Source organism: Lactobacillus delbrueckii subsp. jakobsenii ZN7a-9 = DSM 26046 (assembly GCF_001888925.1).
In the GTDB taxonomy this organism is placed as follows: Bacteria; Bacillota; Bacilli; order Lactobacillales; family Lactobacillaceae; genus Lactobacillus; species Lactobacillus delbrueckii.
On the sequence record NZ_CP018218.1, the window covers coordinates 939,976 to 965,306 of the forward strand.

A 25,331-nucleotide genomic window follows, 5' to 3' on the forward strand; every position below is an offset into this window, starting at 1 on the left:
TAAGATCAACCAGCTGCTGGCAAATTATCTCTGGGGCGGGTGAAATTTCTTGCACCCTTCCTTGTAAATCATTAGAATTGGTATGTATTGCAAAGAAGGGTGGACTAAGTCATGAATAGAATTGAAGAACTGTTTGGGCAGACTCTGGAAGCAGTCGAATGCCTGCAAGAAGCCTTGAACGTGCCCCTGGCTGATGCCTTGGTGGAAACTTTTGACAACCTGGAAAGCGGGGAAATCCGCGTGGAAATGGGAGCCCCGGACCAAAAGACGGTGGCTGAGCTTGAAGAACGCTACGCGGCTTTAGACTACAAGAACTGGTCCAAGGCCCAGAAAGAACAGGTCTATGGCCTCCTGGTCCTTAAGGCCGTCAACGATGACGGCCGGGATGCCAACCAGATGCCGACTCCGCCGCTTTTAGCCACGGTCTTGACCCTATTTATGGACAAGCTCCTGCCTAAGAGAAAGCAAGTCCTGCTGGACCCGGCAGTGGGCAGCGGCAACCTGCTCTTTTCTGTTGACCAGCAGCTGGCTGCCCAGAATCATTCAGAAGACCGCTTTGACCTGGTTGGCCTGGATAATGATGAAGAAATGCTCAACTTGGCCGACGTGGCCGCCCACTTGGCGGGGTTAAAGGCCGACTTCTACTGCCAGGATGCCCTGACCGGCTGGCCTGTCAAGCCAGACGTAGTGGTCAGCGACCTGCCGATCGGCTTTTACGCTAACGACGACAATGCCAAGAACTTTGACCTCCGGACCAAGGAGGGGCACGCCTACGCGCACGTCCTCTTCGTTGAGCAGATCGTCAAGAACCTGGCTGAAGACGGCTTTGCCTTTCTTTTGGTCCCGCAGAACATGCTGACTGGTACGGTTGGGGCTGACTTTATGCCCTGGCTGGCCAGCAAGGTCTACCTGCAGGCGATCGTGCAATTGCCAAGCAGCTTATTCCAAAGCAAGATAAGTCAAAAAAGTATCCTTATCTTCCAAAACCACGGCCAAAGCAAGCCGCCGAAGGAAGTTTTGCTCACAAAGCTTGAAAATCTGAAGAAGGAAGAATCTTTGGTAGCCCTTAATATTAAACTGAACGAGTGGTATACTAAAAAAGATAATTAAGTTTGTGAAGTGAGTAAAAGGGGTTTTTTAATAATGGATAAGATTTTAGCAATCAACTCTGGTTCATCTTCATTTAAGTATAAGATGTTCTCATTAGCTGATGAGAGTGTCTTGGCTTCCGGGCTGGGCGACCGTATAGGTATCGATGGTTCAACCTTTTCAATGAAGTTGGCTGATGGGACCAAGCATGAAGCCGAAGTTGACTTGCCAAACCAGGAAGTAGCCGTGCAAACCCTGCTTGACTGGCTGAAAGAATATGGCGTTATTGCAGACGTCAAGGAAATTGTCGGCGTTGGCCACCGGATCGTGAACGGCGGGGAATTGTTCCCAGACTCAGCAATCATCGACAAGGAGAACATCCACAAGGTTTTTGACTTGACTAACTACGCTCCTCTGCACAACCCGGCAGAAGGCCACGGCATTCAAGCCTTCATGAAGATCCTGCCGGACGTGCCGCAAGTCGGCGTCTTTGACACTTCCTTCCACCAGTCAATGGATGAAGTACACTACATCTACTCCTTGCCATACGAATATTACGAGAAGTACAAGGCCCGCAAGTACGGCGCCCACGGCACCTCTGTCCGCTACGTTTCCGGCAAGGCGGCTGAATTGCTGGGCAAGGACCTCAAGGACCTTAAGCTGGTTGTCTGCCACCTGGGTTCAGGCGCTTCAGTTACTGCGGTTAAGGATGGCAAGTGCTACGACACTTCCATGGGCTTCTCACCTTTGGCTGGGGTAACCATGGGGACCCGGTCAGGTGACGTTGACCCGTCGGTTCTGCAGTACATCATGAAGAAGGAAGGCATCACTGACTTCAATGAAATGATCGACATTTTGAACCACAAGTCAGGCCTTTTGGGCCTCTCCGGTATCTCCAGCGACATGCGGGACATCAGAAACAGTGATGACAAGCGCGCCAAGCTGGCTGATGCTGTCTTCATCAACCGGGTAGTCCGCTACGTTGGCTCTTACATTGCTGAAATGGGCGGGGCAGACGCGGTTGTCTTCACTGCCGGGATCGGCGAACACGATGATGAAGTTCGTGAAGGGGTCATGAAGTCACTGTCCTTCATGGGCGTTGACTTTGACGACGCAGCTAACAAGGCTGCTAATGAAGGCTTCATCACCAAGGAAGATTCCAAGCTGGCTGGTTTGATTATTCCAACTGACGAAGAATTGATGATCGAACGTGACGTTGTCCGTTTGGCCAAGCTTAAGTAAAAGTTTTTAAGCAGAATATTTGAGGATATGGTCATTTTTTGCTAAAATGATCATGTTCTCTATTTTGGGGATGTTTTGGGATTCGACAGGCGCAGACCCGCGCTGGTTGCGATTCGTAGGTTACGTCTACGTTAAAACGTTAAACAGTTTAAATTAACTGCAAACGAAAACTCATACGCTGTAGCTGCTTAGTTCAGCCCAGCTGCCAATAGACTGCCTGCCCGTGGCGGTCTTGCGGTATCAACCTTACGGGATACGCTTGCTTATCACACCTGAATAAGCGAGAAGAGACTAACAGGTTAGCCGTGGCTGTTTGGCCCTGTCATATGGCGTTTTGCCTCGGTGAAGTTTAAATAATATGACTATGATCGTAGAGACCAGTGACGGGATGCGTTTGGACAGGGGTTCAATTCCCCTCATCTCCATCTGTCTAAAGAAGGCGCGTGTGATTGATGCACGCGTCTTTTTTTGTGGAATTTTTATCTTCCAAAATGAAAGAATTCTCCAATATATGCAACGATAAGCTGGAAAGAGCGGTATAGTATAAGAGATAAGTGTTTATAAGGTGTAACTAAAGGGGGAGAAATGAAAATGATTTTCCAAAGATGGCCACTGGAATAAAATAACAAATGCAATAAATCGCAAAGGAATCAAGAGTATAATTAAAAGAATAGAAGCTATTGTTTTGACTGTAAGTACGCTTTTTAGTGCGGGAGGTCAACTATGAAACTCAAAGAATTTTTGCTAGGAGCTTATAGCTGCCAAAAAGTCAATGACAAGAGCAGGACCAAGCTCAAGGTCGACCTTTCCCCAGGCCTGCTGCCAACAGCACTTTTTGCCTGGGCGGTTTACAAATTCTTGACTAGCGGCGATGATTAAAAGCAAACTTTTTTCTTGTAGAAATTAAGTAAAAAACTATATAATTTAGTCAATTAGCCCCAAACTTGTGAGTTAAGTTTCAAGTTTTTTTCACAGAATGATTGGCGGCTTTTGATGCTTTTTTGCTACGATTATAATATAGTGCGGATTGCACAATTTTTCGGTAAGGGGTTAAAACATGAAGATCTTAATGGTAGAAGATGATAAGTCAGTTTCACAAATGATGGAATTGTTCTTCAAGAAGGAAGGCTGGGAACAAGTTTCCGCCTACGACGGTGAAGAAGCAGTCGAAATTTTCCAAACTCACCCGCGGGACTTTGACATCATCACTTTGGACTTGAACCTGCCAAAGAAGGACGGGATTCAAGTGGCCAAGGAAATCCGCCGGATTTCTGAGACTGTGCCGATTATTATGGTGACGGCCCGCGACAGCGAATCTGACCAGGTTCTCGGCCTGGGTGTCGGGGCTGATGACTACGTAACCAAGCCATTCAGCCCGATCGCCTTGATCGCCAGAATCAAGGCCCTGCACCGGCGGGTAATGCTGGAAGGGCAGCCAAGAGACCTGCCGAAGAACATCCCAAGCAACGACTTCGACTTGGAAACCAACCACATCCGGATCTCCAAGAGCCGGCGGGAAGTCTACTTTGACGAAAACCGGGTTGAAGGCTTGACGCCAAAGGAATTCGACCTGCTCTACACCATGGCCCAGAAGCCAAAGCAGGTCTTCTCCCGGGAACAGCTCCTGGAACTTGTCTGGGGCTATGAATACTTCGGTGAAGAAAGAACTGTTGACGCTCACATCAAGAAGCTGCGCCAGAAGCTGGAAAAGTCCGGCCCGCAGATTATTCAAACCGTCTGGGGCGTGGGCTACAAGTTTGACGATTCACAGGTTAACGCATGAAACTGATTTATCAGCATATTCTGAGTTTTTTGATAGTCATTTTAACCTCGGTCATGATCATTGGCTTTTCAACGATCAACTACCAGAAGGAACAGGCATATCAAAGCAACTATACGCGCTTGGAAAGTTATGCCGAGAATCTTTCAACCCTGCAGCTGTATTCTAAAAAGACGCAGAGCAAGAATTCACCGCCGGTTTTTTCCGCGGATTTCCTGCAGAAGTTTTCCTTCGTCATGCGGGATGAAAATCTTAAACTGTTTTTGATGGACAAGAACTTTAAGACGACTTATCCCCTTGGCGGCTACGACATCTTGAAGAAGTCAGCCAAATCGATGCTGAAAAAGGGGAAGGTGGTCCGGATCAAGGACGACCACAGCAGCGAGCAGCAGGACCTTGCCCCGAAAGTCCGGGGCCGGGTAAAGCACTATGGCTTAAGAAAGCGGAGCAACCGCCTTTTTGCCGCTGAAAGCTATACCTGGGTCGTGGTTCCCCAGGTCCAAGGATCCGGGTCAAATAAGAAGGTCGTCGGGGCCATCATGATCGGTTCCCGGGTCAAGGATGTCCTGCAGACCGTGAGTCAGGCCAAGGCAAACCTAGCCAGAGCCCTGGTGATCACCTTCGCGGTCAGCTTGATCTTGAGCTTTATTCTGGCCTACTACCAAACTGGCCGGATTAAGAAGCTCTCCCTGGCTGCCCGCAAGGTTGCTGACGGTGACCTGGACGTCCAGGTTGACCACCGCCATGCCGATGAAATCGACGACCTGGCCGAAAACTTCAATGAAATGGTCCGGTCTCTGAAGGCCTCAAATGAAGAAGTGAAGGCCCAGGAAGAGCGGCGGGACCAGTTCATGCAAGATGTGGCCCACGAAATGCGGACGCCTCTAACGACGATTAATGGCCTTTTGGAAGGGATGAAGTATGATGCCATCCCAGAAGAATCAATTCCAGAGTCCATTGACCTCATGAGCCGGGAAACCAAGCGCTTGATCCGCCTGGTCAACGAAAACCTGGACTACGAAAAGATCAGAAGCGGGAAGATCCAGATGATGAAGTCCCAGTTCAATGCCCGGACGATCATGAACGACGTTCAGCAGCAGCTGACCCAGAACGCGGCTAAGAACGGGGACAAGATTATCCTTGACGCTCCGGAAGATTTGCCAGTTTATGCTGACCAGGACCGCTTCAAGCAGATGCTGGTCAACTTGACTCAGAACGCCATCCAGTTTACCAATAATGGGACGATTACGCTCAGGGGCCGGCGCTTTCAGCATGGGGCGACCTTCAGCGTCCAGGATACCGGGATCGGGATGACCCAGGAGCAGAGCAAGTATATCTTCGAACGCTTCTACAAGGCTGACCCGGCCCGGGCCCGCTACGGCGGTACCGGTGAATCCGGCCTGGGCTTGTCGATTGTCCTCTCTTTGGTCCGCCAGCACGGCGGGGAAATCAAGGTTATTTCCAAGCCGCATGAAGGCTCAACCTTCATGATCACCCTCTTTGACCAGGGGCATGAGAAGCACTATGACAAGAAGGACAAGAAAGAGTCCAAAGATAAAGAATAGCGACTAAAAAAGCTTACCGGCTGCTGCCGGTAAGCTTTTTGCTTCTTCTATTTAGTTTTCTTGCTGCTGGCTTTACTTGAGCTGGAACTTGCATTAGAGCTGGATGAACTTGAAGTCATGCTCTCATTCATGGAGCTGGATGAGGACAGGACGCTTTCCGGGATCTGGGTGATCTCGCTTTGCCGCTTGGCCAGCTGGCTGGCATCGGTCTTGTAAAGCTTGCTGGTGTCGCCCTTTTGGCTGATGAGGGCGGTTGACTGCTTGCCTAACTGCTCAATCAGATCCATCATCTGCTGGTAGTTGGTGCTGTAGTTGTAATCGCTCGGGATGACCGGGATGAAGCCCTTTGGCGTGTAATAGCGGAGCAGGTTCTTATTGTTGAGGGTGTCTGAGTAGGCCAGGGAGTTTTTGCCATAAGCAGCCAGCTTCTTGACTTCGGCTTTTTGCTTTTTGGTCAGCTTGGTCAAAAGTTTGCCGCTGGCGTCATAGACATTGCCCTTGCTGGTCTTGCCCCCGATCAAGACGTATTTTGAACTGATTACCGTCCCATTTCTGAAGACGACAATTTGCTTGTGCTTAGCTGACAGCATGTCCGTGCCGAACTGGACATATTGCTTGCTGGAGATGCCCAGCAGGTGGAGGATGGTCGGCAGGACGTCGATTTCACCAGCCAGGGTTGACTTGATCCCGCCCTTTAAATTGGAAGCGTGGATCATGAAAGGTACCTTTTGCATCTGGGCGGTGTTGTAGCTGGACCAGTCATTCGGGTCCTTGCCGATCAGAGGCGCCAGGGTGGTGTACTCTTCATTGCTCAAGCCGTAGTGGTCCCCGTAAATGACGATCATCGACTTCTCATAGAGACCGGATTTTTTCAAGTAAGTGAAAAATTCCTTCAAGGCCTGGTCCAGGTAGTGGGCGGTCAAAAAGTAATTATTAATCGTCACGTCACTGGTTGAGCTGGTCTTGAAGTTTGGATCCTGGTCAGCCGTGGCCAGTTCAAAAGGCGTGTGGTTGGTGACTGTGATGAACTTGGCATAGAAGGGCTGCTGCATTCTTTCCAGGTACTTGACGCTTTCGGCAAAAAGGAGCTTGTCCTTAAGCCCGTAGCCGGAGCTGTCCCCGCTTTCCTGACTGAAGTAGTTCTTGTCAAAGAAGTAGTTGTAGCCCATATTCTTGTAAACGTCATTCCGGTTCCAGAAGCTGCCGACATTGCCGTGGAAGACGGCAGAGGTGTAGTTGCTGTTTGCCCGCAAGATTTGCGGGGCAGCCTGGAAGGTGTTGCTGGAGCCTAATGAAGTGAAGAGTGACCCGTCAGAGATCCCGTAGGTGCTGGTTTCCAGCATATTTTCCGCATCACTGGTTCTGCCTAGGCCAACCTGGTGGTAGAAGTTGCTGTAAGACAGGGTGTGCTTGTTTTTGTAGAAGGAATTAAGGAAGGGAGTAACCTCCTTGCCGTTGACCTTCATCCCGATCAAAAACTGCTGGAAGCTCTCCAGGTGGATGATGATCACGTTTTTCCCTTTTTCCGCCCCAAAGTATTCGGAATTAGCCGGGGCGTAATTCTGCTGGGTAAAGTTGATGATCTTGTTCAATTCACTGGTCGAAGCATTCTTGGTTACGGTCGAGCTGGATTCGTTCTTAATAGCGTCATAAACCGTGAAGGTGTCAATGCCCAGGTACTTGACCACGTAAGTCCGGTCAAAAGTGTTCTTGAGCAGGCGGGGCCGGTTGCATTCAGCCACCATCATGTTGAGGCCCAAAACGAAGAAGCCGAAGGACGTAATGGCAAAAGTCCTGGAAAAGCCGTATGACCGCTGGTCGATCTTGATTACTTTTACCGCCAGCAGGATGACGATGACGATCAGATCCAGCCAGATAAAAATGTCGCTAGGCGCTAAAAGGGCCGCGCTGGACTTGCCCAGACCCTGGGAAACCTTGCTGAGGTTGGCCATGGTCTTGACGGTAATGAAGTCGGTGAACTGCCGGTAGTAAAGGACGTTGGCAAATAAAAGCGCCGTGTTGGCGAAATCGAGGGCCAGCATGGCAATGTAGGAGGCCAGAGGCTTGGAAAAGTAAAAGCCCAGGCTGATCAAAATGATGCTCATGCCCAGGGGGCTGAACCACATGATGATGTGCTGGAGGGGATTGGCCAGGCCTAGATTGAAGTCGCAGTAGGCGACAAAGAGGTATTTCAGCCAGTAGCAGATCACCAGGAGGGCCAAAAAGCCAGTCCGGCTTTGAAATTTGCCGAGAAATTTGCTGTGTTTCAATGTCTTTCTCCTTTTATTACTGTCTTAATTTTAAAGGTTGTGGCAAAAATAGACAAATATTTCCCCAGAGTTATTGCTTTCTTAAAATTCTTCCCCCAAAAAAGCTTGTATAATGTAAACAGACCTTAGTAGATTGGACCCAGCGAGCATGTTGTTTTTAGCACCTTTATACAATTATTTAGCCAGCCAGTACGCCACCCGGATCAATCACTTTGCCTTGATCAAGTTAACCTTGCAGGGCCTGGACAAGACAATTTTTTACTTCCTGCTCTTCGCCCTGGTCCGGGTCATCTGGCTTTTGGCTGTCCGTAAAAGACGCGGGCTCTGGTCAGAATTCGGCCTCTGGCTCTTCGCCTTTTACTTTCTCCTGGTGCTGATGCTAACGACCTTCAGGTCATCCTACTTCCCTTGGGAACTGAATTTCCATTGGACGCGGCCGCTCAGCAATATCAATCTGGTCTTCATGAAGAATACCTGGAAATTAGTCTATGCCCAGAGCAAGGTCGACTTTTACTATAACTCTATGGGCAATATCTTAGCCTTCATGCCCTTCGGGGCCCTGCTGCCCAATCTGCTGCAAGTCAAGCGTTGCTTTGGCCGGGTCTTTTTCCTGGGGGTCTTGTCATCGGTGACGATCGAGATCCTGCAGTTTTTGCTCATGACAGGGGTCAGCGACATTGACGACGTCTTCTTCAATGCCTGCGGGGTCTTGCTGGGCTACGGGCTCTACTTTTTGCTAGGTCAAATTTGTGTAAAAAATCCCAATAAAGACTAGCAATGAAAGGGCAACAATGATATTATTATCTTGTGAATGATTTATTTAACATTTTCTAGTGAGGAAGCATAAATCAATGAATAGTGTAGTAAGTTTTGACAGTAGTAAATTGACTCCTTTTGTTCACGAAAACGAACTGAAGGAAATGCAAGCAATGGTTAACGCCGCTGACAAGGAATTGCGCGAAGGCACTGGTGCCGGCAACGACTTCCGCGGCTGGCTGGACCTGCCAGTTGACTATGACAAGGACGAATTCGCCCGCATCAAGAAGGCTGCCAAGAAGATCCAAAGCGACTCTGACGTTTTGATCGGGATCGGGATCGGCGGCTCATACTTGGGTGCCCAAGCAGCCATTGAATTCTTGAACTCATCATTCTACATGGCTGAAAAGAGCGATTATCCTAAGGTTGTCTTCTGCGGTAACAGTCTGTCAGGCACTTACTTGTCAGACTTGATCAACTGGCTGGGCGACAAGGACTTCTCCTTGAACATCATCTCCAAGTCCGGTACCACCACTGAACCTTCAGTTGCCTTCCGGGTTTTGAAGGCCAAGTTGATTGAAAAGTACGGCAAGGAAGAAGCAGCCAAGCGTATTTACGCAACCACTGACCGCCAAAAGGGTGCCTTGAAGACCGAAGCTGACGCTGAAGGCTACGAAGAATTTGTAGTTCCAGATGACGTCGGCGGCCGTTTCAGCGTGTTGTCAGCTGTTGGCCTTTTGCCAATCGCTGCTGCCGGCTGCGACATCGACGCCTTGATGCAAGGTGCCGCTGACGCCCGGGCTGCTTACACTGACCCTGACGTAAGCAAGGACTCACCTTACCAATACGCTGCCTTGAGAAACATCCTTTACCGCAAGGGCTACACCACTGAACTTTTGGAAAACTACGAACCAAGCATCAGAATGTTTGGTGAATGGTGGAAGCAATTGATGGGTGAATCAGAAGGCAAGGACCAAAAGGGCATCTACCCGTCAAGTGCTAACTTCACCACTGACCTGCACTCACTTGGCCAATACATCCAAGAAGGTCGCCGGAACTTGATGGAAACTGTTGTCCGCGTTGCTAGCCCACGGGCTGACGTAGAAATTCCAAACGACGAAAGCAACCTTGACCAACTGAACTTCCTGGCCGGCAAGAACATGAACTATGTCAACGACCGGGCTTACGAAGGCGTTGTTTTGGCCCACACTGACGGCGGGGTTCCAGTTATGACTGTCAATATCGCTGACCAAAGCGAACACACTTTGGGCTACTTGATCTACTGGTTCGAACTATCAGTTGCTATCTCCGGCTACTTGAACGGGATCAACCCATTCAACCAGCCAGGGGTTGAAGCTTACAAGCGCAACATGTTCGGCCTTTTGAACAAGCCGGGCTACGAAGACTTGCACGACGAACTGGCAAGCCGCCTGTAATCTTTTGTAAATGAAACTAAGAAGAACAAGATCCGCGGATCTTGTTCTTTTTTTGTTCAATTTTATATTTTTTGGGCCAAAGATGATAAAAAATACATTAAGTGCTGCAAATTAGGGGGAGCAAAAAGAGTATTGCTTATGTTACCGCTTTAGTAAGAGGGGGTAAAGGAAGATGTCATCAAGAAAAATTGCCTTGACCGGACTTGCTTTAGCTGCTTTAACGTTAACAGCTTGCAGCAAGCAGGATAGCAGTCAAAATGAGCAGGATTTGAACTGGTCAGTTGGCGGGGAAATCACCACGATGGACCCGTCCAAGGCCACGGACGTGGTCAGCTTCAGCCAGATGATCAATTCAAATGGAAGGGCTCTACAGAAACAGCAAGGACGGGCTGACTTATACTTTCAACTTGTGCAAGTCCAAGTGGAATGATGGCACGCCCGTAACTGCTCAAGACTTTGTCTACTCCTGGCGGCGGACCGTCAATCCCAAGACTGAGGCCGAGTACTCGTATCTTTTTTTCGGGATCAAGAACGCCGATGCCATCTAAAACGGCAAAAAGCCGGTTTCCAGCCTGGAAATCAAGGCCGAGGGCAAGTATAAGCTGGTCGTCACTTTAGAGAAGCGGATGGCCTATTTTAAGGACCTCATGGCCTTCCCAGTTTTTTTCCCGCAGGAGGAAAAAGACGTCAAGAAATACGGGGACAAGCAGAGCGTCAAGCTTGACCAGATCAGCTTCACGGTCAACAAGACGGCGACTATCGCCTACAACCTCTACCAGTCAAACAAAATAGATGCCCTGGGCCTGGACTCCAATTAAGCAGTTCAAGGGCAAGAAGAACTACTACAGCCTCTCCAATGGGGGACCTACTACCTGGAACTTAATGAAAAGAGCCCGAACCTGGCCAACAGCAACATCCGCAAGGCCATCTCCCTGGCCATCAACCGGGAGAACCTGATCCGGATTTTAGGCGGCAACAACCAGGTGGCCAATACTTACACAGCCAAGCAAGGCCAAGGAGTACTGGCAAAAGGGCCTGAGTCCAGCTTGACCTTGAAGCTGCGGACCAGTGACAGCGACGGGGGTAAGAAGACCCGCGAGGCCCTGCAGAGCATGCTGGAAACCCAGCGGCCAGGGCTGAAATTGATGGTCACCAGTGTTCCCTTCAAGACCCGCCTGGCTCGGCGGGAAAACTGCGAGTTCCAGATCTGCGGGTCAGACTGGATCGCTGACTTCGGTGACCCGATTTCCTTCCTGGAACTTCTGACCAGCAAGAACAGCTCCAACTATTGCTCCTGGAAAAACAGCCAGTATGACAAGCTGATTGCTGCTTCCAAGAACACCAATGACCAGGAAAAGCGGCTCAAGGATATGAGTAAGGCGGAAAGCATCCTGCTTGACGATGTCGGGGTTTACTATGAGGACGATACCTGGCTGATCCGGTCAAATGCCAAGGGCTGGATCTGCAAGCGGAGCGAGTGGAACTTTAAGGAAGCCTATGTGACTAAGTAATGTGATTTGAAAAGAAGAAAAAAGGCAAGCTCCATAGGAACTTGCCTTTCGTTATTATTGCGATGTCCGGGCTCGAACCGGAACATTATGGATTCAGAGTCCACTGCCTTACCAATTTGGCTACATCGCAGTAAATCACCCGTACGAGAATTGAACTCATGACTCCACCTTGAGAGGGTAGCGTCTTAACCACTTGACCAACGGGTGAAGTTTGTGTTCGAATTACCGACATTCATTATTATGCTTTCTTTGCAAGAAAAAGTCAAGGCTCTCGGCAAAAAAAGTCTAAAATTTTTTCAGACTGGCTTGGAAAGGCTGAAAACTGCCGTATAATAGAGCTAATTACCCGCACGGGCCTTTTAGAAAGGAGTCACCGCTTGCTTAATTTTCCTAAAACCCAGCTGCTGATTGAAAGCATGGTTTCTGAAAGAATTGTTCCTGGAGTCAACTACGCCCTCTTAAAAGGTGACCAGGTCTTTGCCTCGACTTTGGGCTTTGCCAGCATTTATCCGGCTAAAAGCCAGCTGAGCCCTTTTGCCTACTATGACTTGGCCAGCTGCAGCAAGGTTTTGGCCACGACGGCTGCTTTCTTGCAGCTGAGGGAAGAGGGAAAGGTTGACTTTGCTGACCCCTTGCAAAAATACGTGCCGGAATTTAAGGATGGCCGGGTCCGCCTCAGCCACCTTTTGACCCACACATCTGGCATCCGGGGCTGGATCGAAAACCGGAATGCCTTGTCCGGCCCGGAATTAATGAGGGCGATCGTGGGCTTGCCAGTGACCAGCGAGTTTAACCGGGTGGTCCGCTATGCAGACACCAACTTCGTCCTTTTAGGACTGGTTTTAGAGCGGATCACGGGCAAAGCAGTCCAGGACCTGGCCAGCGAGCGGATCTTCCAGCCAGCTGGCTTGACTGAAACGACTTTTGCTCCGCCAAAAGAGGAGTGCGTGCCAACGGAACTAGTTGACGGCCAGGTCATTCAAGGCTTCGTTCATGACCCCAAGGGCCAGCAATTAGGCCGGCGGTGCGGGTCAGCTGGCCTGTTTAGTACCGTCAGCGACCTGGTCAAAATGGGCCAGGGCTATATGGGGGTCAGTGACCTTTTGCCATTAAAGAAAGAAACAATCCAAGATCTCTACCAGGTCAAGACTCCGGCGGGTTTAAAAGCCCGGTCCTGGGGCTGGAACCTGGTCTTTGACCCTAAGGAAAACTATCCCATCATCTACCACACCGGTTTTACCGGCACTTTGGTCTTGTTTGACCAGATCAAGCAGTCCGGCTTAATTCTTTTGACCAACCGGGTTCACCCTTCTCGGCACAATCAGATCTTTTTGACTATGCGCAGCCGGGTCATCAACGCTTTTTTGCAGGAAAACCGCTAGCTAGAAAGAGGAGCAAAATCACATGAAATTAAGCAATAAGCAAAAGGGCTGGCTGCTTTTGGCCGTCTACGGCCTGGTCATCATCATCCTGGGCCGTTTTAACAGCCGGATGTCGCCTTATTATGCCATCACCGCTATCACGGCATTTGCCGTGGCCCTAATCGAGGGCCTGCTTTTTGCCTTTAGCAAGAACGCGACATACAAGGCGGTTGCCTTTTTTGCCGGCTTGGTTGCCTTGATCAACGTAGTCGCCGTCTTAACTACGGCAATTTAAAAAATCCCGCGGCTGACCGCGGGATTTTTATTTACTCTTTTACTTACTTGCTTTGCGTATGCTAGTTGATTCTTCTCTTCAAGACGCCCTTGTCGGCAAAGACCTGCCGCAGGTGCAGCATGGCTGTGTAGGTTGAGAGAATGTAGATCTTGTCAGTCGGCGCCTTTGCAAAAGCGGCCAACAGCTGGTCAAAGTCGCTTTCAATGATCATCTTGTCCGGGTCAAAACCGGCAACTTCCAGGCGGAAGGCCATGTCCTTGTGCCGCTCGCCGCCGACGATGACCTGGTCGATCTTGTCCCGGTCCAGGCTTTCAAAGTTCCCGTCCCAGATCCAGCTGGTGTCGATGCCGTCAGCGTGGTGGGCGTTTAAGAGGGCAGCCAGGCTGTAGTGGTCCTTTTCCGTGTCCAGGAGGCTGAGGACTTCGTTTAAGCCAACCGGGTTCTTGACCAAGATGATGTTGATCTGCTTGCCCTGGTAGTGAATCAGTTCCTGGCGACCGAAGATCCGCTTGTTTTTGGCAAAAGCCGCCGCGATTTCATTGGCGGAAACGCCGAATTCTCTGGCGCAGGCAAAGGCGGCCAGGGCATTGTAGATATTGTAGGTGCCGCCGATGTTGATGGCGAATTCCTTGCCTTCAATGGTAAACTTGATCCGGCTCGGGGTCTGCTCGCTGATTTCTTCCAGCTTGTAGGTCAAATCCGGCCGCTTGTAGCCGCAGTTCGGGCAGAAGAAGTCACCCAGGTTGGCATAGGAAATTGCGTGGTAGTGCAGGATATGCTCGCACTTAGGGCAGAGGACCCCGTCAGTGTTGACGTCAGCCTTGAAGTCATTTTGCGGTTTGTCCTGGTCAGTTTCAAAGCCAAAAAAGACTTTTGGATTCGGCAGGTCGACTGAAGAGAAGATGCTGGCGTCCCCGTTAGCGATGATGGTTGCATCTGGCGCCAGCTTGATGCCGGCGACGATCTTTTCATAGGTCGTGTAGATCTCCCCGTAGCGGTCCATCTGGTCTCTGAAAATGTTGGTCAGAACAAAGGCCTTGGGGTGGACCAACTGGGTTACGGCCTTGACGTTGGCTTCATCGACTTCCAAAACGGCCAGTTTCCGGCTGCTTTTTTTCTGGCCATGAGCCAAAAAGGCAGTTACGATCCCCTGGGCCATGTTGGACCCGGATGGGTTGGTCAAAATATCGCCGTATTTTTCTTTCAAGGTCTGGGTGATGAGGGCCGTGGTCATGGTCTTGCCGTTGGTCCCCGTAACGATAATGGTCTCGTAGTCCTTGCCCAGCTGTTCAAGGACATCTGGGTCAAGCTTCATGGCTAGCTTGCCGGGAAAGCTGGTCCCGCCCTTTAAGACATTGTGCAGGAACCAGTAAGAGGACTTGCCGGCAAAAGTTGCGATGTTGGATTTAAAACTCATTATTAACTTCCTATTCTGCATTAAAACTATGATAAATCTTACCATAAGACGGAAAGTTTAGCGGCTAAAATGCGTAGCTTTTAAACTTTTGCAAAATACACTATACTTATTTGAGCGAGATTAATACAGAGGTGGAGAATATGGCACAGTTTTTTTTCGAATACGGAGCGATGGGCAGCGGCAAGACGATTGAAATCTTGAAGGTTGCCCACAATTACGAGATTCAAGGACGCAAGGTGGCTTTATTGACCAGCAGCGTTGACACCCGGTCCGGCCGCGGCGTGGTGGCTTCCCGGATCGGGCTCAGCCGCAGCGCCCAGCCGATTGAGCCGGACCTGGACCTCTTTGACTACATCACGGCTTTGAACCAGCAAGAGCAGGAGTCTGACGGCCACCCCTTAGCGGCGGTCTTGATCGATGAGGCCCAGTTCTTAAAAAAGGACCAGGTCATCCAGTGTGCCCGGGTCGTGGACGACTTGCACATTCCGGTGATGGCCTTTGGCCTGAAGAATGATTTTCAGAACCATCTTTTTGAAGGCAGTGAGTATCTTTTGCTTTATGCTGATAAAATAGAAGAGATGAAGACAATTTGCCACTTTTGCGGGCACAAGGCAATCATGGCCCTGCGCTACAAGGACGGTTTGCCCGTCTATGAGGGCGAGCAGGTGCAGATTGGTGGCGACGAGGCCTACTACCCGGTCTGCCGCTTCCACTATTTCCACCCCGATCAGGCAAGAGACTAGTTTTTATTGGAAGGATTGATTAAATGGATAATGTAATGGCACAGCTGGAAAGCTTGGAAGTGCGCTATGAAGAAATTCAGGAAATGATGGCCGACCCGGAAGTCATCGCTGATACCAAGCGCTACATGGAAATTACCAAGGAAGAAGCTGACATGCGGGAAGTAGTGCAGAAGTTCCGCAAGTTCAAGGCCGACAAAGAAGAAATTGCCGGCAACAAGGAAATCATCGCTGACGGTTCAGACCCTGAGCTGGTTGAAATGGCCAAGATGGAAAACTCTGAGCTGGAAGATGAAATCAGACAGCTGGAAGATGAAATCAAGATCTTGATGCTGCCAAAGGACCCTAACGATGACAAGGACATCATCATGGAAATCCGGGGGGCAGCCGGCGGGGATGAAGCTTCCCTGTTCGCGGGCGACCTGCTGCGGATGTATGAAAAGTACGCGGAAAACCAGGGCTGGAACGTTTCTATCGTCGACAGCGAACAAACTGAAGTTGGCGGCTACAAGCGGGTGGCCATCATGATTACTGGTAACAAGGTCTACTCCAAGCTGAAATATGAAAACGGGGCCCACCGGGTGCAGCGGATCCCAGTAACTGAATCAGCAGGCCGGGTGCACACTTCAACTGCTACCGTTGCCGTCATGCCAGAATATGAACAGGTTGACATTGACCTTGATCCAAAGGAAATCCGGGTGGACGTCTACCGGTCATCCGGTGCGGGCGGTCAGCACATCAACAAGACTTCCAGTGCCGTCAGAATGACCCACTTGCCAACCGGTATCGTGGTTGCCATGCAGGACCAGCGGTCCCAGCAGCAAAACCGGGCCAAGGCTATGGAAATTTTGAAGTCCCGGGTTTACGACTACTACGAAAGCCAGAACCGGGACAAGTACGACGCCAAGCGGAAGAACGCGGTCGGCACTGGTGACCGGTCAGAAAGAATCAGAACCTACAACTACCCGCAAAACCGGGTGACTGACCACCGGATCGGCCTCACTTTGAACAAATTGGACCGGATCATGAACGGGGAACTGGACGAAGTCATCGATGCTTTGACGGTTTACTACCAAACCAAGCAATTAGAGGAGCTGGCAGAAAATGCATAAGAGTTTACGAGAAATGCGGATTGAGGCCAGTGAACTGGCTGAAAGCGCACGGAGCGAGGAAATCGACTTTCTTTTGGCTGAGCGGCTGGGCCTGACGCCAAGCCAGTTTCAGCTTAAGCAAGACATGGAATTGTCTGACGCTGAAGTCAAGCAGGTCAGAAAGGACATGAAGCGCCTGGCTAAAGGGGACTCACCCCAGTATATCCTGGGCTATGCCTGGTTTTTAGGCTACCGCTTGCGGGTGGCCAAAGGCGTGCTTATTCCCCGCTTTGAAACTGAGGAACTGGTTGAATGGGCCCTAGCGCACTTACAAGACGGCGACACTGTCCTTGACCTGGGGACTGGGTCAGGCAATATTACGGTGGCCCTGGCCAAGGAAGCTGAAAGCAAGGGGATCAAGGACCTGCATTTTTACGCCAGTGACGTTAAGGACACCCCGCTCAGAATCAGTGAAGAGAACTTTTTGGACTACGGCCTGGACGTAACCACCCGCAAGGCCAATGTTTTGCTGGGCCTGGGCAAGTTTGACTTGATCATTTCCAACCCGCCTTATATCAAGCCCAGCGAGAAGAACGTGATGGACAAGGGCGTTCTAGCCAATGAGCCGGAAGAAGCCCTGTTTGGCGGCCAGGATGGCCTGGCCTTTTACCGGAAGTTCGTTGAAGAAGTTAGAGACCACTTAAACTCGGGCGGCCGCTTCTTCATGGAATTCGGCTTTAGCGAGGAAGATGAGCTGAAGGCCCTGTTTGCCGAAAAATTGCCGGACTTTAAGGTGGAATTCCGCCGGGACATGGCCGGCAAGCCGCGGATGCTGTTTGGGGAGTGGAAGAAATAATGGAAACCAAGATTTTTAATTGGGGAGTGGAAGAAACAATGGAAACCAAGATTTTTAAACGGGAACAATTGGATGAAGCAGTCAGCCTGCTTAGGGAAGGGGAATTAGTTGCCTTTCCGACTGAAACTGTCTATGGCCTGGGGGCTTTGGCCACCCGGGACGATTCAGTCAAAAAGGTCTACGCGGCCAAAGGCCGGCCTAGCGACAACCCCTTGATCGTGACCGTGGCTGACGAAGCCATGATGCGCCCTTACGCTAAGGAAGTGCCGGAGCGGGCGGAAAAGTTGATCAAGCACTTTTGGCCAGGCCCCTTGACCATCCTGCTTTTAGCTAAAGAAGGGGCCCTGCCGGAATCTGCAACCGGGGGCCTGCCAACGGTTGCCTTCCGCTGCCCTGATGACCAGCTGACTCATGACTTGATCGCCAAGCTTGGCTACCCGATCGTCGGGCCTTCCGCCAACACCTCGACTAAGCCGAGCCCAACCACGGCCCAGCACGTCTACCACGACTTAAAGGGCAAGATCGCTGGAATCGTTGATGGCGGCGAGACTGAAGTGGGCCTGGAATCAACCATCGTTGACCTGTCGGTTAACCCAGCAGTTGTTTTGCGGCCGGGCAAGATTACGCCAGAAGAGATCAGCCAGGTCTTGGGCGAAGAAGTTTTGATCAACCGGGGCCAGGTAAGTGACAAGGACGTGCCGAAGGCGCCAGGGATGAAATACCGCCACTACGCGCCAAGTGCCCAGGTTTACGTGGTCGACCAGGCGGAAACTTTTGCTAAGCTGGACCTGGATGTTTCCTGCGGGGTCATGGCAACTAGTGACCTTTTGGAAAACTTACCTGTACCTGAGGAAAATAAGTTCAATTTAGGCAAAAATCTGACGGAGGCTGACCACAACCTGTTTGCCGGCCTGCGCTATTTTGACGACCGGCCAGAAATTAAAAGTATTTATGTAGAGGGCTTTGACCAGGGTGAGGAAAGTCTGGCCTACATGAACCGTTTAAACAAGGCTGCCGGTGGTCATCATGTCTAATCTGGACGATTTAATGTTTTAAAAAAAGAAATTGCTTTAAACCATTTCCTTTTTTATTTATAATAGAGACGACATGGTATTTTTGAATGGAGGAACTATATGGGAAAGTTCACTGTGTTAAACCATCCATTGATTCAGCACAAGCTGACGATCATTCGCCGCAAGGAAACTGGATCAAATGAATTTCGGAGAATCGTTGGCGAAATCGCCGGTTTGATGACCTACGAAATCACCCGCGACCTGCCTTTGCAAGACGTTGAGATCGAAACGCCAATGGGCAAGACGGTGCAAAAGGAACTGGCCGGCAAGAAATTGACTATCGTGCCGATCCTGCGTGCTGGCATGGGCATGGTCAACGGGGTTTTGGAAATGATTCCGTCAGCCAAGGTCGGCGTCGTTGGCATGTACCGCGACGAAGAAACCTTGAAGCCGGTAGAATACTTCTTCAAGGTTCCTAAGGATGTTACTGAACGTGAATGCCTGGTCGTTGACCCGATGCTGGCTACTGGCGGTTCCGCCAACCTGGCCATCGAAGCTTTGAAGAAGCGGGGCGTGACCGACATTAAGCTGGCCGTCCTGGTTGCTGCGCCGGAAGGCGTCAAGGCGGTGCAAGATGAACACCCGGACGTTGACATTTACGCGGCTGCCCTTGACGACAAGCTGCTGCCAAACGGCTACATCTTCCCAGGTTTAGGGGATGCAGGTGACCGGATCTTTGGGACTAAATAATTAAAAAGGGACTAAATAATTAAAAAAGTCGCTATAAAAGCGATTGCAAAAGTTCCAATTAATTTTTATTGGTGTACAATAAATGACGTGTTCGAAGAATTCAACACAAGAAGGGAGGTCACGAAGAATTGGAGAAATCACTTGTCTTCAATATTAACGGTACCGGACTGAACGTCGACTTGGTCGGCATTATCGGTTCGACCTTGATGGCAATTGTGGTTTTTGCCATTTGTTACGCTCTTTCACGTAAAGTTGAAATGAAACCGAACAAGAAACAAAATGTCCTGGAATACCTGATCGATTTTACCGACGGGATTGTCAAGGATAACGTCGAAGACCCGGCTGCCCAAAAACATCTGTCTCTTTACGCCTTTGTTTTGTTCCTTTTCATCTTCTGCATGAATCAACTAGGGTTGTTCTTGGAAGTGAAAGTCGGTGACTATATGGTCATCAAATCACCAACTGCTGATCCAGTGACGACGATGTCGTTCGCGATGATGACCTTGCTTCTCTCATTTACCTTCGGGATTCAGAAATTTGGCATGAAGGGCTACCTACAGAACTATGCACGTCCTGTCGGTTTTCTTTTGCCGATTAACGTCATTGAAGAATTTACCAACTTCTTGACGTTATCGCTGCGTCTCTACGGTAATATCTTTGCGGGTGAAGTCCTGCTGACCCTGATCGGGAACCAGCTGGGGCCAAGCATGGGGATTGTAACCAGAATCCTGGCTGCGCCGCTCGCAATGATCTGGCAAGGTTTCTCTGTCTTCATTGGCTCTATCCAGGCGTATGTTTTTGTAACCCTTTCTATGGTTTATATTGGCAAGAAGGTTACACAAGAATAATTTTTCGGAGGTTTTATTATGACTACAGGTTTAAAGGATTTAGCTGCTGCACTTGTTGCTGGTCTTGCTGCTTTGGCTGCTTCATTGGGGAACGGTAAGGTTATCTCAACGACGATCGAAAGCATCGCCCGCCAACCAGAAAGTGCTGGTAACTTGAGAGCAACTATGTTCATCGGTGTTGGTTTGATCGAAGCCGTTCCAATCCTGGCTATCGTTATCGCTTTCTTGATTTTGTTCCTGTAATTAACCAGTCGTTAAATTACATTAGTTACTAAATTGAGAGAGAAGGATTGTTGATGGAATTTCAACCAGTATTCGCCGGCGCTGAAATCTCAATCATTAATACCCTTTGGTATTTAATAGTATTCAGTATCCTTTTGCTAGCCGTCAAGCATTATGCCTGGGGCCCGGTAAAGGACATGATGGAGAAGCGCCGTCAGAAAGTCATTGATGACTTGGATCAAGCTGCTAGCGACCGCAAGAAGGCTGAAATTTTGGCCAATGAACGGGAAGCAGCCTTGAAGAATTCAAGACAAGAAGCAACCCAGATCCTCTCTGTTGCCAAGAGTAATGCGCAAAAGATCGGTAAGCAAATCGTCAGCGAAGCCAAGGCTGAAGCTTCCGCTATCCGGGAAAGGGCCAAGGCCGACGCAGCGCAAGCTAAGACTGACGCCTTGAACGAAGCCCGCGACGAAGTCGCTGATCTTTCTGTGACGATTGCGGAAAAGGTAATTGCTAAGAACTTATCTGCTGCTGATCAAAAAGATTTAGTTGATCAGTTCATTAAGGGGTTGAACGATTAATGGCCTTAAGTAGAGAAGAAACGGCAAGACGCTACGGAACAGCGATCTTTGATTTTGCCAAAGACAGCGGCAAGACTGAGCTCATGTACAGCGAACTGACTGAATTGAAGAAGGCAGTTCAAGCAGAGCCCCGTTTTGTACAGGTTCTGAGCAATCCTGTTTTGGACGCCAAGCAAAAGGAAAGTCTTTTGACGGCGGTTGAACAGGGCTTTTCTGCAGAGCTTCAAGAAGTTTTAAACTTCTTGCTTAGCTATGATCGTTTTGACAACTTGGTTGACATCATTGACTACTACATTCACCTGTACAATGCTGCCAACCACATCGGAACGGGTGTCGCTAAGACTGCATTGAAGCCAGATGAAGATCAGCTGCAGCGCCTTGCGGACAGCTATGCCAAGAAATATGGCTTGCAGGCACTTCATCTTGAAAATGAAGTTGATCCAGAAATTATCGGCGGCGTGGTCCTTGAGGTTGAAGGCCGCGTGATCGATGGCTCAGTAAAGCATCGATTGGAGAAAATCCGCGCCATGTTAACAAAGTAAGTATTATAAAGAGGTGAAACCATTGAGCATTAAAGCGGAAGAAATCAGCTCTTTAATCAAGCAGCAACTTGAACACTACGACGATAAGCTGGACATCGAGGAAGTCGGTGTCGTAACTTACGTCGGCGATGGTATCGCCCGCGCTCACGGCTTGAACAATGTCTTGTCAAGTGAGCTTTTGCAGTTCGACAATGGTGCCTACGGTATCGCCCAAAACTTGGAAAGCAATGATGTCGGTATCATCATTCTGGGCAAGTTTGACGACATCCGTGAAGGCGACCGCGTGAAGCGAACTGGCCGGATTATGGAAGTTCCAGTTGGGGATGCTTTGATTGGCCGGGTTGTGAATCCACTTGGCCAGCCAGTTGACGGCTTAGGCGAAATCAAGACTGACAAGACTCGGCCAATCGAGTCAAAGGCGCCAGGCGTTATGCAGCGTCAGTCAGTTAACCAGCCTTTGCAAACTGGTATTAAGGCCATTGATGCGTTGGTGCCAATTGGCCGTGGTCAGCGTGAGCTGGTCATCGGTGACCGTAAGACTGGTAAGACCAGTTTAGCGATCGACACCATTTTGAACCAAAAAGGGCAGGACGTAATTTGTATTTACGTCTCAATTGGTCAAAAGGAATCAACTGTCAGAGCACAAGTTGAAACCTTGAAGAAGCTTGGGGCGATGGACTACACCATCGTGGTTGAAGCTGGTCCTTCAGAACCGGCACCAATGCTTTACATCGCGCCATATTCCGGGACCGCGATGGGGGAAGAATTCATGTACGCCGGCAAGGACGTCCTGGTTGTCTTTGACGACTTGTCTAAGCAGGCGGTTGCCTACCGTGAACTTTCCCTGCTGCTTCGCCGGCCACCTGGCCGTGAAGCCTACCCAGGTGACGTCTTCTACCTGCACTCACGTTTGTTGGAACGGAGTGCCAAGCTGAGCAAGGAACTGGGCGGCGGCTCACTGACTGCCCTGCCATTCATTCAGACTGAAGCCGGGGACATCTCCGCCTACATTCCAACCAACGTTATTTCCATCACTGACGGACAGATCTTCTTGCAAAGTGACCTGTTCTTCTCCGGTACGCGCCCAGCCATCGACGCCGGGGCTTCTGTTTCCCGTGTCGGCGGGGCCGCGCAGATCCCAGCCATGAAGAAGGTTGCTGGTACTTTGCGGACCGACCTGGCTTCATACCGGGAACTGGAAAGCTTTGCCCAGTTCGGCAGTGACCTGGACCAGGCAACGCAAGCCAAGCTGGCCCGCGGCCGGCGGACCGTCGAAGTATTGAAGCAGCCGCTGCACAAGCTGGTTGCCGTTGAAAAGCAGGTTGTCTTGCTTTACGCTTTGACCCATGGCTTTATGGACGCGGTCCCAGTCGATGATATTGCTCGCTTTGAACAAGAACTTTACACCGACTTTGACGCCAACCATGCTGATCTGTTAGCTGAAATCAAGTCAACTGGCAAATTGCCAGATGAAAACAAGCTTCAAGAAGCTCTTCAACAATTTGCATCCAGCTTTTCATCAAGTAACAAATAGGAGGTAGACTATGCCTGCATCTTTACTTGAATTGAAGAAGAGAATTGCTTCTGTCAAGCAAACGAGTAAGATTACTGAAGCCATGCACATGGTTTCAGCAGCTAAACTGAATCAGACTGAAAAAAGAGACAAGGGCTACCAGGAATACAACCAGCTGCTGCACCAAACCGTGTCACAGCTGATGAGTGCCAGCGTGATCAACTACTTGAACAAGGCTAATTACCCCCTGACGCAAGACAACATTGACTCCATCGACTACGATGATGTCTTTGGGATGGGGATCATTTCTGACATGATCAAGCCCCGTGAGGAAGTTCACTCCGTGGGCTACCTGGTAGTTACTGGTGACCGTGGTCTGGTCGGCTCCTACAACAGCTCAGTCATCAAGCAGATGATGAGCCTGGTAGCTGACGAAAAGCTGCAGGGCAGAGAGTCCAAGATCCTGTCAGTCGGCAGCGTTGGCTCCCAGTTCTTCAAGAAGAACAATCTGAACGTTGTCTACGAAAAAGACGGCGTTTCAGACGTGCCAACCTTCAAGGAGACCCTGCCAATCGTCTCAACGGCGATCAAGATGTACTTGAACGGCGTTTATGACGAACTGTATGTTTGCTACACCCACCACGTGAATTCTTTGTCCTCGGCCTTCCGGGTCGAAAAGATGCTGCCGATCGTCGAGCTTGACATCGGGATCATGGAAGCCAAGGAAAGCAAGAAGATTGAATTCGAAGTTGCCCCTGACATTGACAGCGTTTTGGCAACCTTACTGCCGCAATTCGCGCGGGCGGAAATCTATGGCGCCATTTTGGACGCCAAGACCGCCGAACACGCAAGTTCAATGACGGCCATGAAGAGTGCCACGGACAATGCCAAGGACCTTGTTTCTAGTCTTAGTTTGCAAATGAACCGTGCAAGACAAGCACAAATCACTACTGAATTGACTGAAATCGTCAGTGGTGCGAATGCACTTGAATAAGAGAAAAGGAGGTAGAAGTTTGAGTCAAGGTGAAATCGTTCAAGTAATCGGCCCTGTTGTCGACGTCAAGTTTCCAATTGGCAAAGACCTGCCAGACATCAACAATGCCTTGAAGGTCATCAAGTCAGACGACGACTCGATTATCCTTGAAGTTACTCTTGAACAAGGCGATGGCGTTTTGCGCTGCATCGCGATGGAATCTACCGATGGCCTTCGTCGTGGGATGAAGGTTGAAGATACTGGGAGCTCAATTTCCGTGCCAGTTGGTCCGGATACCTTGGGCCGGGTCTTCAACGTTTTAGGTCAACCGATTGATGGTGGTCCAGAATTTCCAGCTGACCACCCTCGCTCCGGGATCCACAAAGAAGCACCTAAGTATGATGAATTAACTACTAGCCGTGAAATCCTGGAAACCGGGATCAAAGTTATCGACTTGTTGGAACCATATCTTCGTGGTGGTAAGGTCGGTCTGTTCGGTGGTGCCGGGGTCGGCAAGACCACGATCATCCAGGAATTGATTCACAACATTGCCCAGGAACACAACGGTATTTCCGTCTTCACCGGTGTCGGGGAAAGAACCCGTGAAGGTAACGACCTTTACTTCGAAATGAAGGCATCTGGCGTTTTAGACAAGACCGCCATGGTCTTCGGGCAGATGAACGAGCCGCCTGGTGCCAGAATGCGGGTCGCTTTGACCGGTTTGACGATCGCTGAATACTTCAGAGACGTTGAAGGCCAGGACGTGCTGCTCTTCATCGACAACATCTTCCGGTTTACCCAGGCCGGTTCTGAAGTTTCTGCCTTGCTGGGCCGGATTCCTAGTGCCGTTGGTTACCAGCCAACTTTGGCAACGGAAATGGGTCAATTGCAAGAAAGAATCACTTCCACTAAGAAGGGGTCAATCACCTCTATCCAAGCCGTTTACGTTCCAGCCGACGACTACACTGACCCTGCGCCAGCGACTACTTTCGCCCACCTGGACGCGACGACTAACTTGGAACGTAGCCTGGTAGAACAAGGTATCTACCCGGCCGTTGACCCACTTGAATCAACTTCCAGTGCCCTGGACCCTGAAATTGTCGGCCAGGAACACTATGACGTTGCGACCCGGGTTCAGCACATCCTGCAACGTTACCGCGAACTGCAAGACATCATCTCCGTTTTGGGTATGGATGAATTGTCAGATGAAGAAAAGCTGATCGTTGCCCGGGCACGTAGGATTCAGTTCTTTCTGTCACAAAACTTCTTCGTTGCCGAAGTCTTTACCGGCGTTCCAGGCTCATACGTTCCAATCAAGGAAACGATCAAGGGCTTCAAGATGATCCTCGACGGCCATCTTGACGACTTGCCTGAAGATGCCTTCAGAGGCGTTGGCCCGATCGAAGACGTTTTGAAGAAGGCGCAAAAGATGGGGGTTACCCCAAGCGATCCGGAAGCAAAAGCCTTATTAGAAAAGTAG

Annotated in this window: 24 protein-coding genes, 2 tRNA genes, 1 other RNA gene and 1 pseudogene; 24 read left to right on the forward strand and 4 right to left on the reverse strand. The window is 50.0% G+C overall.

From position 1 onward, the window contains the following. The first annotated feature begins 111 nt into the window (after positions 1–111). The 6 genes from LJ046_RS04880 to LJ046_RS04900 all read left to right on the forward strand — a co-directional run bounded on the left by LJ046_RS04880 (position 112) and on the right by LJ046_RS04900 (position 5,676). Positions 112–1,110, forward strand: a complete 999-nt coding sequence (locus LJ046_RS04880; protein ID WP_002880040.1) for a class I SAM-dependent methyltransferase — start codon at positions 112–114, stop codon at positions 1,108–1,110. Positions 1,111–1,143: 33 nt separating this feature from the next. Then, positions 1,144–2,331 (forward strand): acetate/propionate family kinase, encoded by a 1,188-nt coding sequence (locus tag LJ046_RS04885; RefSeq protein WP_002880041.1) that lies wholly within the window; start codon positions 1,144–1,146, stop codon positions 2,329–2,331. Between the two features lie 66 nt (positions 2,332–2,397). Beyond that, positions 2,398–2,759: a transfer-messenger RNA gene (gene ssrA, locus LJ046_RS04890) on the forward strand. Positions 2,760–3,054: 295 nt separating this feature from the next. Next, positions 3,055–3,210 carry a hypothetical protein gene (locus LJ046_RS10170; RefSeq protein ID WP_002880042.1) on the forward strand — a complete coding sequence of 52 codons (156 nt, stop codon included), beginning with the start codon at positions 3,055–3,057 and terminating at the stop codon, positions 3,208–3,210. 178 nt (positions 3,211–3,388) lie between these two features. After that, complete coding sequence (locus LJ046_RS04895; RefSeq protein WP_002880043.1) at positions 3,389–4,114, forward strand: response regulator transcription factor; 726 nt, start codon at positions 3,389–3,391, stop codon at positions 4,112–4,114. Next, the gene (locus LJ046_RS04900) at positions 4,111–5,676 is read left to right on the forward strand and encodes a sensor histidine kinase (protein WP_002880044.1); all 1,566 of its coding nucleotides are present in this window, start codon (positions 4,111–4,113) and stop codon (positions 5,674–5,676) included. Before LJ046_RS04895 ends, LJ046_RS04900 begins: the two co-directional genes overlap by 4 nt. Positions 5,677–5,723: 47 nt before the next feature. On the opposite strand, the gene LJ046_RS04905 is transcribed toward LJ046_RS04900, so the two are convergent. Continuing rightward, entirely contained in the window at positions 5,724–7,946 is a 2,223-nt protein-coding gene (locus tag LJ046_RS04905; RefSeq protein WP_002880045.1) for an LTA synthase family protein, read from the reverse strand. Between the two features lie 148 nt (positions 7,947–8,094). Between LJ046_RS04905 and LJ046_RS04910 the strand changes: the two genes are divergently transcribed. The 4 genes and pseudogenes from LJ046_RS04910 to LJ046_RS10640 all read left to right on the forward strand — a co-directional run bounded on the left by LJ046_RS04910 (position 8,095) and on the right by LJ046_RS10640 (position 11,649). Next, positions 8,095–8,721, forward strand: a complete 627-nt coding sequence (locus LJ046_RS04910; protein WP_002880047.1) for a VanZ family protein — start codon at positions 8,095–8,097, stop codon at positions 8,719–8,721. Positions 8,722–8,797: 76 nt separating this feature from the next. Continuing rightward, positions 8,798–10,138 (forward strand): glucose-6-phosphate isomerase, encoded by a 1,341-nt coding sequence (locus tag LJ046_RS04915; protein WP_002880048.1) that lies wholly within the window; start codon positions 8,798–8,800, stop codon positions 10,136–10,138. Positions 10,139–10,481: 343 nt separating this feature from the next. Beyond that, positions 10,482–11,088, forward strand: a pseudogene (locus tag LJ046_RS10700) (ABC transporter substrate-binding protein); the annotation flags it as partial. Positions 11,089–11,121: 33 nt separating this feature from the next. After that, a complete protein-coding gene (locus LJ046_RS10640) occupies positions 11,122–11,649 on the forward strand; it encodes an ABC transporter substrate-binding protein (protein ID WP_002880051.1) in 528 nt (175 codons plus the stop codon). 57 nt (positions 11,650–11,706) lie between these two features. Here the strand turns inward: LJ046_RS10640 and LJ046_RS04925 are convergent. After that, positions 11,707–11,779 (reverse strand) — tRNA-Gln (locus LJ046_RS04925). 5 nt (positions 11,780–11,784) lie between these two features. After that, positions 11,785–11,856, reverse strand: a tRNA-Glu gene (locus LJ046_RS04930). A gap of 170 nt (positions 11,857–12,026) precedes the next feature. On the opposite strand from LJ046_RS04930, the gene LJ046_RS04935 reads away from it, so the two are divergent. Further along, positions 12,027–13,031, forward strand: a complete 1,005-nt coding sequence (locus tag LJ046_RS04935; protein ID WP_002880052.1) for a serine hydrolase domain-containing protein — start codon at positions 12,027–12,029, stop codon at positions 13,029–13,031. 22 nt (positions 13,032–13,053) lie between these two features. Beyond that, positions 13,054–13,305: a hypothetical protein gene (locus tag LJ046_RS04940; protein ID WP_002880053.1), complete on the forward strand. Its 252-nt coding sequence runs from the start codon at positions 13,054–13,056 to the stop codon at positions 13,303–13,305. 61 nt (positions 13,306–13,366) lie between these two features. Here the strand turns inward: LJ046_RS04940 and LJ046_RS04945 are convergent, their stop codons facing one another. Then, positions 13,367–14,722 (reverse strand): Mur ligase family protein, encoded by a 1,356-nt coding sequence (locus LJ046_RS04945; RefSeq protein WP_002880055.1) that lies wholly within the window; start codon positions 14,720–14,722, stop codon positions 13,367–13,369. A 140-nt stretch (positions 14,723–14,862) separates the two neighbouring features. On the opposite strand from LJ046_RS04945, the gene LJ046_RS04950 reads away from it, so the two are divergent. From LJ046_RS04950 to atpD, 12 genes are all read left to right on the forward strand, one after another. Then, the gene (locus LJ046_RS04950; RefSeq protein ID WP_002880057.1) at positions 14,863–15,465 is read left to right on the forward strand and encodes a thymidine kinase; all 603 of its coding nucleotides are present in this window, start codon (positions 14,863–14,865) and stop codon (positions 15,463–15,465) included. Between the two features lie 23 nt (positions 15,466–15,488). Continuing rightward, entirely contained in the window at positions 15,489–16,574 is a 1,086-nt protein-coding gene (gene prfA, locus LJ046_RS04955; protein WP_002880058.1) for a peptide chain release factor 1, read from the forward strand. Beyond that, on the forward strand, positions 16,567–17,409 hold the full coding sequence (gene prmC / locus LJ046_RS04960; RefSeq protein WP_035176847.1) for a peptide chain release factor N(5)-glutamine methyltransferase: 843 nt from the start codon (positions 16,567–16,569) through the stop codon (positions 17,407–17,409). The genes prfA and prmC overlap by 8 nt, the downstream gene beginning before the upstream one ends. Positions 17,410–17,447: 38 nt before the next feature. Beyond that, positions 17,448–18,443 carry an L-threonylcarbamoyladenylate synthase gene (locus LJ046_RS04965; RefSeq protein WP_002880061.1) on the forward strand — a complete coding sequence of 332 codons (996 nt, stop codon included), beginning with the start codon at positions 17,448–17,450 and terminating at the stop codon, positions 18,441–18,443. 99 nt (positions 18,444–18,542) lie between these two features. Then, positions 18,543–19,172, forward strand: coding sequence for a uracil phosphoribosyltransferase (gene upp / locus LJ046_RS04970; protein WP_002880062.1), 630 nt, complete (start codon positions 18,543–18,545; stop codon positions 19,170–19,172). Between the two features lie 128 nt (positions 19,173–19,300). Beyond that, positions 19,301–20,020 carry a F0F1 ATP synthase subunit A gene (gene atpB / locus LJ046_RS04975; RefSeq protein WP_002880063.1) on the forward strand — a complete coding sequence of 240 codons (720 nt, stop codon included), beginning with the start codon at positions 19,301–19,303 and terminating at the stop codon, positions 20,018–20,020. 18 nt (positions 20,021–20,038) lie between these two features. Beyond that, complete coding sequence (gene atpE / locus LJ046_RS04980) at positions 20,039–20,263, forward strand: F0F1 ATP synthase subunit C (RefSeq protein ID WP_002880065.1); 225 nt, start codon at positions 20,039–20,041, stop codon at positions 20,261–20,263. A gap of 53 nt (positions 20,264–20,316) precedes the next feature. Continuing rightward, on the forward strand, positions 20,317–20,823 hold the full coding sequence (gene atpF / locus LJ046_RS04985; protein WP_002880066.1) for a F0F1 ATP synthase subunit B: 507 nt from the start codon (positions 20,317–20,319) through the stop codon (positions 20,821–20,823). Continuing rightward, positions 20,823–21,365, forward strand: a complete 543-nt coding sequence (atpH, locus tag LJ046_RS04990) for an ATP synthase F1 subunit delta (RefSeq protein WP_002880067.1) — start codon at positions 20,823–20,825, stop codon at positions 21,363–21,365. Before atpF ends, atpH begins: the two co-directional genes overlap by 1 nt. Positions 21,366–21,387: 22 nt before the next feature. Further along, complete coding sequence (gene atpA / locus LJ046_RS04995) at positions 21,388–22,899, forward strand: F0F1 ATP synthase subunit alpha (protein WP_002880068.1); 1,512 nt, start codon at positions 21,388–21,390, stop codon at positions 22,897–22,899. 10 nt (positions 22,900–22,909) lie between these two features. Then, a complete protein-coding gene (locus LJ046_RS05000; RefSeq protein ID WP_002880069.1) occupies positions 22,910–23,872 on the forward strand; it encodes a F0F1 ATP synthase subunit gamma in 963 nt (320 codons plus the stop codon). Between the two features lie 19 nt (positions 23,873–23,891). After that, positions 23,892–25,331 (forward strand): F0F1 ATP synthase subunit beta, encoded by a 1,440-nt coding sequence (gene atpD, locus LJ046_RS05005; RefSeq protein ID WP_002880070.1) that lies wholly within the window; start codon positions 23,892–23,894, stop codon positions 25,329–25,331.

Coding starts and splice junctions, on each gene's coding strand:
- LJ046_RS04900 (WP_002880044.1), top strand. CDS start 4,111: ATGAAACTGATTTATCAGCATATTCTGAGTTTTTTGATAGTCATTTTA.
- LJ046_RS04965 (WP_002880061.1), top strand. CDS start 17,448: ATGGAAACCAAGATTTTTAAACGGGAACAATTGGATGAAGCAGTCAGC.
- LJ046_RS04880 (WP_002880040.1), top strand. CDS start 112: ATGAATAGAATTGAAGAACTGTTTGGGCAGACTCTGGAAGCAGTCGAA.
- LJ046_RS04895 (WP_002880043.1), top strand. CDS start 3,389: ATGAAGATCTTAATGGTAGAAGATGATAAGTCAGTTTCACAAATGATG.
- LJ046_RS10170 (WP_002880042.1), top strand. CDS start 3,055: ATGAAACTCAAAGAATTTTTGCTAGGAGCTTATAGCTGCCAAAAAGTC.
- atpF (WP_002880066.1), top strand. CDS start 20,317: ATGGAATTTCAACCAGTATTCGCCGGCGCTGAAATCTCAATCATTAAT.
- LJ046_RS04950 (WP_002880057.1), top strand. CDS start 14,863: ATGGCACAGTTTTTTTTCGAATACGGAGCGATGGGCAGCGGCAAGACG.
- LJ046_RS04885 (WP_002880041.1), top strand. CDS start 1,144: ATGGATAAGATTTTAGCAATCAACTCTGGTTCATCTTCATTTAAGTAT.
- prmC (WP_035176847.1), top strand. CDS start 16,567: ATGCATAAGAGTTTACGAGAAATGCGGATTGAGGCCAGTGAACTGGCT.
- atpH (WP_002880067.1), top strand. CDS start 20,823: ATGGCCTTAAGTAGAGAAGAAACGGCAAGACGCTACGGAACAGCGATC.
- upp (WP_002880062.1), top strand. CDS start 18,543: ATGGGAAAGTTCACTGTGTTAAACCATCCATTGATTCAGCACAAGCTG.
- atpE (WP_002880065.1), top strand. CDS start 20,039: ATGACTACAGGTTTAAAGGATTTAGCTGCTGCACTTGTTGCTGGTCTT.
- LJ046_RS04915 (WP_002880048.1), top strand. CDS start 8,798: ATGAATAGTGTAGTAAGTTTTGACAGTAGTAAATTGACTCCTTTTGTT.
- LJ046_RS05000 (WP_002880069.1), top strand. CDS start 22,910: ATGCCTGCATCTTTACTTGAATTGAAGAAGAGAATTGCTTCTGTCAAG.
- LJ046_RS04910 (WP_002880047.1), top strand. CDS start 8,095: ATGTTGTTTTTAGCACCTTTATACAATTATTTAGCCAGCCAGTACGCC.
- LJ046_RS04945 (WP_002880055.1), bottom strand. CDS start 14,722: ATGAGTTTTAAATCCAACATCGCAACTTTTGCCGGCAAGTCCTCTTAC.
- prfA (WP_002880058.1), top strand. CDS start 15,489: ATGGATAATGTAATGGCACAGCTGGAAAGCTTGGAAGTGCGCTATGAA.
- LJ046_RS04940 (WP_002880053.1), top strand. CDS start 13,054: ATGAAATTAAGCAATAAGCAAAAGGGCTGGCTGCTTTTGGCCGTCTAC.